Consider the following 8,658-nt stretch of genomic DNA (forward strand, 5'->3'; position numbering starts at 1 on the left):
GCAAGCAGCAGTTGTACGCAATTCGGTTCGAAGACTAGAAAGCTTAGGGTTTGCCGTTACCATTTCAGAAGTTTCCTAACCCTTAATTCACCTAAAGTAATATTGATTGAATTCAGGCGCTGTACTTTTTAAAAAATTAACGAACTGCGTCTCTCTTTAGTTTTGTCTTTTTTACTAGTCACCTGCGATATGAATTTTCATGGTAGTTGAGTGAAAAAATGGAGCATCTGCACCGCGGTCTTAAATGGATAAATCCCCTAGTAGCAATTCGAACAACATGTATAAGAAATAAATTACGATGACGATACTGAGGAACAAAATCGATAAAAACAACAAAATCAGATAATTAAATTGCTTTTTATTACGGTCCAATTAATCTCCATCTCCATGTGCCCAAGTCAACCAACTCTCAATTTTTATAATACCACATATTGGAACTAATCTGCCCGTTACTTCAATAAAGCAACACATTGAAAGGAATGTTTAAAACAAAAAAGGAACCCGCTAAGCAACGGGCCGCGGGTTCAAGTTTATATATCAAGGGGGTCAAGGTCTATATTACCCTGAAAACATTAACAGGAGATAAAACGAAAGTTACAATTGAAATACATTTTAAGGCCTTATTTCTTCAATTATTTAATGAGGAGTTATTGAGCTCTTGTACCCGTTAGGTTAGTGATTTGGTGTTTTTCAAGATAGTGCTCGTAATAAAGAAGAGTAAAAACGAAGCAACAAAAGTAACGCCTACATCTAACCAAAGATAGTCAGTAAACAAGTAATATTTTCTTGGTAAGTATTGAGAGATGTTGGAAAGAGGATTCGTTTCAATATCCATGATTATTTTTTGAGTCTCTTTGTGGTTATATAACTCATCAACAAAGAATATACAGAGCCCAGATAGAAACGATAAAAATAATCCACGAAAAACAATCGTCTTAATGATTATCCCTCCAATTGATACTGTTTTAATTTATGACGCAACATTAAATTAAAAGTTACGCCAAACTCCAGTTACTTCAGCGAAGGAAAAAGGGATCTACAGACTGCGCGGCCGGTGATCCCTTTTTAAGTGATCAGTTTATCAAGTATTGACTTCATCTAATTTCGGTCAATGTGCAGACTCCAGCTATCCTTCAAGACAGCATGTCCACAATCTCTCGATGTCCTCTGCGCTCTGCCCATTTGAGCGGTAACGCCCATTCCGTTACACCGGCAGGCGACTTACTGGCACCTTGATTAAGCAGAAAAGCAACCATGTCACGCTGGCCGTATTTTGCGGCCCAGCCGAGCGGGGTTGTGCAATGCTCCTTATCCACGGCGTCGATCTCCGCTCCGTAGTCGAGCATCAGACAAACAAGCTCTGTATCTCCCTGCATCGCCAGCAAATGTAGGTAGCTGATACCGAGCCAATTCGTATGATTCGGATCCGCTCCGTGATCGAGTAGCAGCTTCACCAATTCGTTTCCGGCGAATCGGCAGGCGTAGCTCATATAATTGCTTGCATACCACCGCCCTGTCAAGTCGGCTTTATAGTTCAACAGCAGCTGGACAATTGAAGTATAGCCACAACTGGCCGCTTGCGCTAATGGACCGTAGTCTCCCGCATTCGCGGCTGCCGGATTAACCGCTAATATTTCGCCAACCAAATCGATCCTACCAAGCGCGCATGCAGATGTTAGCGACACTACCCCACCATGAGCGTACAGCATCTGTTGCATATCATTGAAGCCGTGGCTCATCGCCATATATACCGCGTTGCCGGATGCTTCAACCTCCGCGTTCGGATCAGCTCCAGCCGCAAGCAGCAGCTTGGCGCACGATAAATGATTGCCGCTCGCAGCTGCATGGAGCGCTCCGCCCCGCGGTGCTTCCGTCTCAGACTGATTCGGATTGGCTCCGTACTCGAGCAGCGCCTCTACGATATGTACATACCCGTGTTTGGCAGCATAGTAGAGTGACGACCGACCTGACGTATCCTTGACGTTCGCTTGCCCCGGATCGTGCGTAAGCAGCCGATTCACATATTCAGCATCGCCGACAGCCGCAGCCGTGCCGATCTCATATTTGGCGCCCTTAGAAATAAGGTAACCGACCATAAACCAGTGGTTGCGTATCGCATCCGCAGGAAGATCTCGATGCGGCCGATAAAAGTAGTCACCTGATATCGCCAGATGAACCGGTTTGCAGCCGTCCCCGCGAACCGATTCGATATCGGCGCCTCGCTCAATCATTAAATCGATTAGCTTCAGTTGCCTGGTCAAAACAGCCCAGTGAAGTGGCGTGTTGCCCCGCTCATCGCTGGAATGAAGCGCAGCTGGGTCGCGATCAAGCAACTGTAAGACTCCGCTCTCGTTTCGTTCGCGAATCATTGCAGCGACAGTCTCGCCAAGCGCATTGCTATGTAGTGTCCGCTGCAGATATCCCTTTAATATTTCTTCGATCTCGTCCTGTTCTCGGTCGATCGCTTTTTGCAAAGGCATATCCTGCCAGCTGAGTGCAGATTTATCCGCCACAACCGCTCCATACCTTAAAAGCAGCTTTACGATATTTGCATGCCCTTCCCGTATAGCAAATTGAAGCGGCGAAATATACCCCCAGCTGCAGTTGGCAAGCGACACGTCACGCTCCAACAGCCTCTCTGCCAATTCGACGTCTCCATTATCACAAGCAACCAACATACGCCATATGTTACTGCCATACTCGCCAGTCTCAGGTATATAGTCATCTTTGGGTAGCTCATCTGGCGGGTTCAATCGGTCCAACATCGATTCACCCTCCTTATTGATTCGATTATTCTCTTCGTTGCTAGTGACATATCTGAAGTATTCGTGTAGTGGTTAAATTATCCTGCCAGTTAGCGTAATGAAGGACTACCACGCGACAGCCCTTTCGGTGTCAACTAACGTTACCCGTTTAGCGGAATTAATTCTGCAACGCTAGTTTGCATTTTCAAAATTGATCTTAAATAATCTGTATCGTCTAAATAGTCACAAAAGCTAATTGGTATTCTTTAAGAGAAGCTAAATCAGATTTATTCACAGGGAGCTTAGCATTTTCGCAGAATTGAATAAACTCGCCACAAGCTCGGCCAACCTCTTTTTCAAAAATGTCAATTGGAATAATGGGACTCAATATTTCTCGTGTAGTCGAAGAGATTACATAATCATTTTCATCTACTTCATAGTCCATCTGAAAGGTCTTTAATTGGTATCCTCCTACTACTGGTACTATATAAAAATCCACAGCCAAATCTAAGTAGGTAATCTTTGCCTTTCCTTCTGATATCAACTCTTTAAAGCGAATAAAATCCTCCCAAGTCAATAATAATGAGGATGTGTCTAGCCGACCGCCTGCAAAAAGTTCACCATTAATATTGAGGTCAATGATACCGACAAAATATGTATCATCAGCTTGTGCAGCTAAGTTAGCTAGGGCCGTTTCGATTACACCCTCGTCGCTTAAAATTTGTGGGTGTTCGTACTCAAAATACACTCCTTTTTCATCATAAGCATCTATATAAGTTATCATATTGAATTGCATCTAAATCACTCCAGGTTGAATTGCATCTAAATTATTACGGCCATCCCCATCGGGTGAGATATTTACATTCACCTTTGCCTTTTCAGTTTTGCGTTTTACTGCCAGTTACCGGAGCGAAGGGCTGCCACGGCAGCCCTTTCGGAACTGAACTATCGTACCCGTTAGCGCAACGACGCGCTGCTGCCTGCTCCAGTCATTTAAGGCACAAACAAGATAATCAGTATGAAAAATCCCACTAAACCTAAAATCAATACGACTGTTTTAATCCACTATTTCTCTTTTAACTTCGTAAAGAAAATTGCGACTGTGATAATAAATAATGCTCTTGAAGCATTCTCATTAATGTTCAATCTCAGGCAGAAGTATCACTGTTAAGTAGAGCGTTATTAAGATCGCCAACGAATAAAGCGCTACTCTTAAGCCACTGATTGGTTCCTGTCTTCACTCTCAATAATCTCCTTTATAGAGGTTTATATGCCCACAAGACTCCCCGTTAGTCCTACAAATATTGCTCCTAAAATAAAAGCAGCAATATGTATTAAAATCTTGTATCGTAATTTAGTTGTTTTTAAAGAAGAATATAATTTAAACATAAAATATAGTAAGACACCATTTATTGATGTCTCAATTAGTGCTGGAATATATCTGTTATTAAAAAAGGACGATTCATATATAAATTCTCTAAACAGAATATCAACTGCAATACCGAGAAATGAAAGTAAAACTTGATAAACAAAAAACTTAAGGTTGTTCATCTAAAACAAACTCTCCTTCAAAATTATTAAAAACTTAAAGAATAATTGATTAAACTATTCTGCCAGTTAGCTGAGCGAAGGGCTGCCAATCGGCAGCCCTTCTGGCCGTTAGTAGAGTAAATAAAAAACGGCTATAGCCGCAAACCAACCAATTATAGTTAAAACAGCTACTTTATTGCTTACTTCTTTTTGAAGGATTTTTATTTTAGATAAAAAAATAAATACTCCAAAAAGAACAAAAATTATACATACATATTTAAGCCAAAGGGAAATACCCACTTCATCAAGATACGAAGAAAGAAAAGTCAATACAATAAAAATTGTTAAGGCTCGCCCTACATTTTCCCAATTTTTCATTTTTTCAAATCACCATAATTCTTTCGTTTCCTTTGATTATAATTGAATATTTATATTTTTTAAAAAGGGAATAATCCCCGTTGTTAAACCAAACTAATCTGCCAGTTAGTTCAATGGAAACCGCAGCCGATCATCTGACAGGCTGTCGTCGTGTCTTTTGGTCGACCGACAGCCGACATGCAGCGAAACACCGCACGCTGGGAGCTGCGTGCGGTGTGAAAATCCAAACTGATCCTGGTTCGATAGATCTAGTGTTTCCAGAAAGTTAAAAATTTCTGTTCTTGATCATTCACATACATTACGGTGTATAATAAGAACAAATGTTCTTATTGAGGGGTAGTGATCATGATTGAAAATTATATAGATCGAACAGTGCAGATTTTCTATCAGGGCAAAAAACGCAATATATCCATTCGTCTTATAAGAGTTCAGGATGTACCGAATGGGAAGGTCAAAGCTTTTTGTTATGAGGTGAACGTACCACGAATATTTAATCTGGACCATATTATCGATGTAGAGCTGGTGAAGCGCCATGCTTGATGATGTAGCTCGCAAAGTCTTAACGATACTGTGGAACACATACCGCAACGATCCATTTACAATTGATGTCACGCATATCAGTCATCGAGCTCAGCGGACGGATGGTCGGGTAAAAATCGCAATCAATACTTTAGTCAAAAAAGGATTTGTTCTTTGGGATAGAGATACCAAAAATTTCCGTATTCTTTACAGCCACGAAGCCGCTTTCCCTCCTACATTTACCCTTTCAATCCGGAAGTGATCATGCCATCTTTAATATATTTTTGTCCTGTGATATAAACGATTACCGATGGAATCATGAATAACAAGGATGCGGCTAGGAAGTGTATATCTTACGCCGAGCAGCGCAGTCGAGAGCGGCCAACGAGTCTCATTTAGAAACATGAAAGGTTGAACCACGTCCCCCCATGAGTTAAGAAATTCGAACATAAAAACAACAGCGACTACGGGTACCGTGAGTGGCAGAAAAATCCGAAACATAATGCCTGCCGTCCTGCAGCCGTCAATTCGCGCGGCCTCCTCCAGTTCTTTCGGAACGGTCTGCATAAATTGGCGGAACAGAAACGTATAGAAGGGGCTGCCGCCTATGCCGTTCAAAATCCAGATCAGATAGGAGTCGGTGATTTGAAGTTTGCTGAACAATACATAAGTCGGAATCGAGGTAGCAAAACCCGGCACCATCATAACCGAAATGAGAATACCAAACCACAAATCTTTGCCGGGTGCCCGCAGCCTCGAGAAAGCATACCCGAGAATGAAATTTATCCATACACCGAAAAATACGGAGATACCGACGATAATCAAAGAGCTTTTCAAATATTCGCCAGAACGGAATTTTTGTAATCGCCAGCACAAAATTTTCAGGGTGCAATATTTTCGGCAGCGACAGAACCGGCGATGATTGAACGCCATTAAAGGAGTTGACGAATGTAAAGTAAAGCGGAACCAGAAAGATGAAGGAAAGGACAAGTGCACATAGAAAAAAGATCGTGGTTACGCTCTTACTGTTCGCATTTATGTTAAGCAAGAACGGCAACCTCCTTCTTCTTGTCCTTCGGTTGCTTTCATGGAAAGTTCATATTCGAACCGTTGATTGACGAATATTTGTTGGTAGATGTCATTCGGCACAGCCAGCAAACTGCCGGCGTAGGCCGCAAGAAAGATTGGCTGGGCGAAAATTTGCCATGCCGCAATAAGTCCGTTGACCAAGTTAAAAAATATGACAGGGGTTAACATAGGGGTTGTGACTTTGAATAATTTTTTGAAAGAATTTGCGCCGTCGATGGAAGCTGAATCATACAGCTCTTTGGGAACACCCTTCAAAGCCGCAAGATAGGTCAGAATCCCGCCTCCCGCCGACCAGGTCATATAGATGATGAGCGATCTGCGGCTCCACTCCATGCCAAGCCAGTTGATCGGATCAAGGCCAAAGAAGTTGGTCAGTTTATTAAAGGCTCCTCCGTCTTGGTTGAATAGAATGCGCCAATAAGACCCTTAGCTACTCCAGGTATGATGGATGGAAAATAGTAAATCGTCCGGAAGATGCCGGAACCCTTAATATTGGTATTGAGCAACAGGGCGAGGCTGAAACCGACGAGTAATCCCATAGGGACGGTTATTATTCCGATAATCAAGGTTGCTTCGAGTGATTGGAGACCGCCTGTAACGGCTTCCGCCATCCACGACCGGGGCCGGCAGCATCATGTAGTCGTCCAGATGACTCATTGTCTTCGCATCGCTGCATCCCTGAGAACCAGTACCCTGTCTGGGCGATTGCAATTTGGCCGTCGATAAAGGTTGACCTAACCAGGAAGGAGTGGGATTGACAGGGCTTACCAGCGCTTTAGATTGAACATTTTTTTTAATGCGCTCCAGAATCGCCTTGACGTCATTATTATTGATCAGAACCTTCTTCTGATCGTCCGACCAAAGAGATTTCCCGATTTGCTGCAGCTGCATCTGAACATTCGTAACCGAGAACAGATCGTCGCCATCCATGCCGGCAAGGACCGATTTTCCTCCATTGCTCTCCTTAAGCTTCAGAGCCAAGTCATAAAGCTCCGAATAGGCGAGCGGTATTTTCGGGTCCGGAACTGGAATGCCTGCCCGAAGCAAACAACTTTTTATTGATAAAAAGGGTTTGGTCCGGGCTCCAGTCTTTGGGCAATCCGAAGAAGTTTCCAGAACCAGATGTAACACCGTTATATTTAAAAAAGTTGGCAATCGGCAGAAGATCATCTTGTTTTATTAACTTGCTTTTAGCGAAATAAGGATCAAGATCTAAAGCAAGGCCTCTTGTAACATAAGTTGGAAATTGTTGGACGCCGCTAATTCGAATAACGTCAGGAGCGGTACCAGATGCGATCATCGCCATCTGTTTGGATTCATCGGCCGGTATTTGTTCAATCTTAATATTGGGGTATTCCCGTTCAAATTCTTTAATTTGCTCCTGGCTTAGCTCAGCCGGAGGAATTGTTGTCCGGATCGTGACTTTTTCAGAGGAATTTTTTCGGCTTTTGAATCAACCTCGGATGTTTCAGTTTTACTTTGAAGGCCCGCACATCCCGTTAATGCCAAGAAAGCGCTTAAAAGAGTTACCAAAATGAGAGAAAATGTTCGTTATTCACCTAAATCCTCCTCATAGTTTTAGAACCGGCATGACCGATCATGGAGATTGAGTTGACGTTATTCATTTTGTAGGCGTCACGATCCCATCCGAATTGCCGCCTCTCAAATCGACGATCCCGTACGTAACCGAATTGGTTTTGTCGGTGCCAAGCGGGCCTCCTGAGATCACGAACAACGAGTGCCCGTCAGACATTGGTACAAGCCCGCGACTGTAACCACCTTCCGTATTGGATTTGATTACGGTCCAAGTTCCCTCCTCGCCGTTTTGCGTATTTAGGAACAGCACTCTGTCGGCGCCATAAGCGGATACGGCCAACGTGCCGTTCGGACCCCCTGTCGGGAGCCATACGACATAGGGAGAACTAGATGGTCTCAAGCCGTCCTTCGTCGTTAAGTCAACTGATGTTGCCGATCCGAAATTTTCAGGGTCAGGTCCAATCTTGTACGCTACATTACAATTTTTCACTCCACATTCTTCGTAAGTCATAATGTAGTTGCCGTTACCCATTTGTGCGACTACAGGCATTCCCGGACGGTCTATATACAACGAGGAAGTCACATCGTCTACGACGGGGCCCCAGTTTATTCCGTCAGTAGATGTTTGATGAACAATCTTTTGGCCATATTTAGGATCTCGTTGGTCGGAATAATAAACGATCAGCTTGTTGTCCGCCACCAACGGGAACGGTTCCCAAACCGGCGTGTAACCGTTTTCCGATTTCGGCCTTCCGCCGGAAGCGATTGAGCTGACGAACGACCATGTCTTGCCGTGATCCGTGCTCTTATAGAGATCGAGCTTCGACTTGGAATAGTCTGAAGGGATAGAATTCCCTGCGCA

The 8,658-nt window shown here is 43.5% G+C and carries 10 protein-coding genes; 1 reads left to right on the forward strand and 9 read right to left on the reverse strand.

What is annotated here, in order from left to right:
- Window positions 1-1,133: 1,133 nt before the first annotated feature.
- The 4 genes from DFP97_RS29500 to DFP97_RS29515 all read right to left on the reverse strand — a co-directional run bounded on the left by DFP97_RS29500 (window position 1,134) and on the right by DFP97_RS29515 (window position 4,652).
- A complete protein-coding gene (locus DFP97_RS29500; protein ID WP_114384236.1) occupies window positions 1,134-2,765 on the reverse strand; it encodes an ankyrin repeat domain-containing protein in 1,632 nt (543 codons plus the stop codon).
- Window positions 2,766-2,979: 214 nt separating this feature from the next.
- On the reverse strand, window positions 2,980-3,540 hold the full coding sequence (locus DFP97_RS29505) for a hypothetical protein (RefSeq protein ID WP_114384237.1): 561 nt from the start codon (window positions 3,538-3,540) through the stop codon (window positions 2,980-2,982).
- A 470-nt stretch (window positions 3,541-4,010) separates the two neighbouring features.
- Window positions 4,011-4,295, reverse strand: a complete 285-nt coding sequence (locus DFP97_RS29510) for a hypothetical protein (protein WP_114384238.1) — start codon at window positions 4,293-4,295, stop codon at window positions 4,011-4,013.
- Between the two features lie 108 nt (window positions 4,296-4,403).
- Entirely contained in the window at window positions 4,404-4,652 is a 249-nt protein-coding gene (locus DFP97_RS29515; protein WP_114384239.1) for a hypothetical protein, read from the reverse strand.
- 345 nt (window positions 4,653-4,997) lie between these two features.
- Here DFP97_RS29515 and DFP97_RS29520 point away from each other — a divergent pair, with 345 nt between their 5' ends.
- Window positions 4,998-5,192: a hypothetical protein gene (locus tag DFP97_RS29520; protein WP_114384240.1), complete on the forward strand. Its 195-nt coding sequence runs from the start codon at window positions 4,998-5,000 to the stop codon at window positions 5,190-5,192.
- A 252-nt stretch (window positions 5,193-5,444) separates the two neighbouring features.
- On the opposite strand, the gene DFP97_RS29530 is transcribed toward DFP97_RS29520, so the two are convergent.
- The 5 genes from DFP97_RS29530 to DFP97_RS31080 all read right to left on the reverse strand — a co-directional run.
- Complete coding sequence (locus tag DFP97_RS29530; RefSeq protein WP_181873736.1) at window positions 5,445-6,008, reverse strand: carbohydrate ABC transporter permease; 564 nt, start codon at window positions 6,006-6,008, stop codon at window positions 5,445-5,447.
- A 198-nt stretch (window positions 6,009-6,206) separates the two neighbouring features.
- The gene (locus DFP97_RS29535) at window positions 6,207-6,593 is read right to left on the reverse strand and encodes a carbohydrate ABC transporter permease (protein ID WP_114384243.1); all 387 of its coding nucleotides are present in this window, start codon (window positions 6,591-6,593) and stop codon (window positions 6,207-6,209) included.
- A 153-nt stretch (window positions 6,594-6,746) separates the two neighbouring features.
- Window positions 6,747-7,241 (reverse strand): hypothetical protein, encoded by a 495-nt coding sequence (locus DFP97_RS29540; RefSeq protein WP_114384244.1) that lies wholly within the window; start codon window positions 7,239-7,241, stop codon window positions 6,747-6,749.
- A gap of 1 nt (window position 7,242) precedes the next feature.
- On the reverse strand, window positions 7,243-7,677 hold the full coding sequence (locus DFP97_RS29545) for an extracellular solute-binding protein (protein ID WP_114384245.1): 435 nt from the start codon (window positions 7,675-7,677) through the stop codon (window positions 7,243-7,245).
- A gap of 204 nt (window positions 7,678-7,881) precedes the next feature.
- Window positions 7,882-8,658 (reverse strand): glycoside hydrolase family protein (locus DFP97_RS31080; protein WP_484216280.1); only part of this gene is annotated, 777 nt, incomplete at its 5' end.

Origin of the sequence: Paenibacillus prosopidis (genome assembly GCF_003337375.1) — a bacterium.
GTDB classification, from domain to species: domain Bacteria; phylum Bacillota; class Bacilli; order Paenibacillales; family Paenibacillaceae; genus Pristimantibacillus; species Pristimantibacillus prosopidis.

Bases quoted from the DNA above. Each gene is read 5' to 3' on its own strand.
- DFP97_RS29500 (WP_114384236.1), bottom strand. From the start codon at position 2,765: ATGTTGGACCGATTGAACCCGCCAGATGAGCTACCCAAAGATGACTAT.
- DFP97_RS29505 (WP_114384237.1), bottom strand. From the start codon at position 3,540: ATGCAATTCAATATGATAACTTATATAGATGCTTATGATGAAAAAGGA.
- DFP97_RS29510 (WP_114384238.1), bottom strand. From the start codon at position 4,295: ATGAACAACCTTAAGTTTTTTGTTTATCAAGTTTTACTTTCATTTCTC.
- DFP97_RS29515 (WP_114384239.1), bottom strand. From the start codon at position 4,652: ATGAAAAATTGGGAAAATGTAGGGCGAGCCTTAACAATTTTTATTGTA.
- DFP97_RS29520 (WP_114384240.1), top strand. From the start codon at position 4,998: ATGATTGAAAATTATATAGATCGAACAGTGCAGATTTTCTATCAGGGC.
- DFP97_RS29535 (WP_114384243.1), bottom strand. From the start codon at position 6,593: ATGGAGTGGAGCCGCAGATCGCTCATCATCTATATGACCTGGTCGGCG.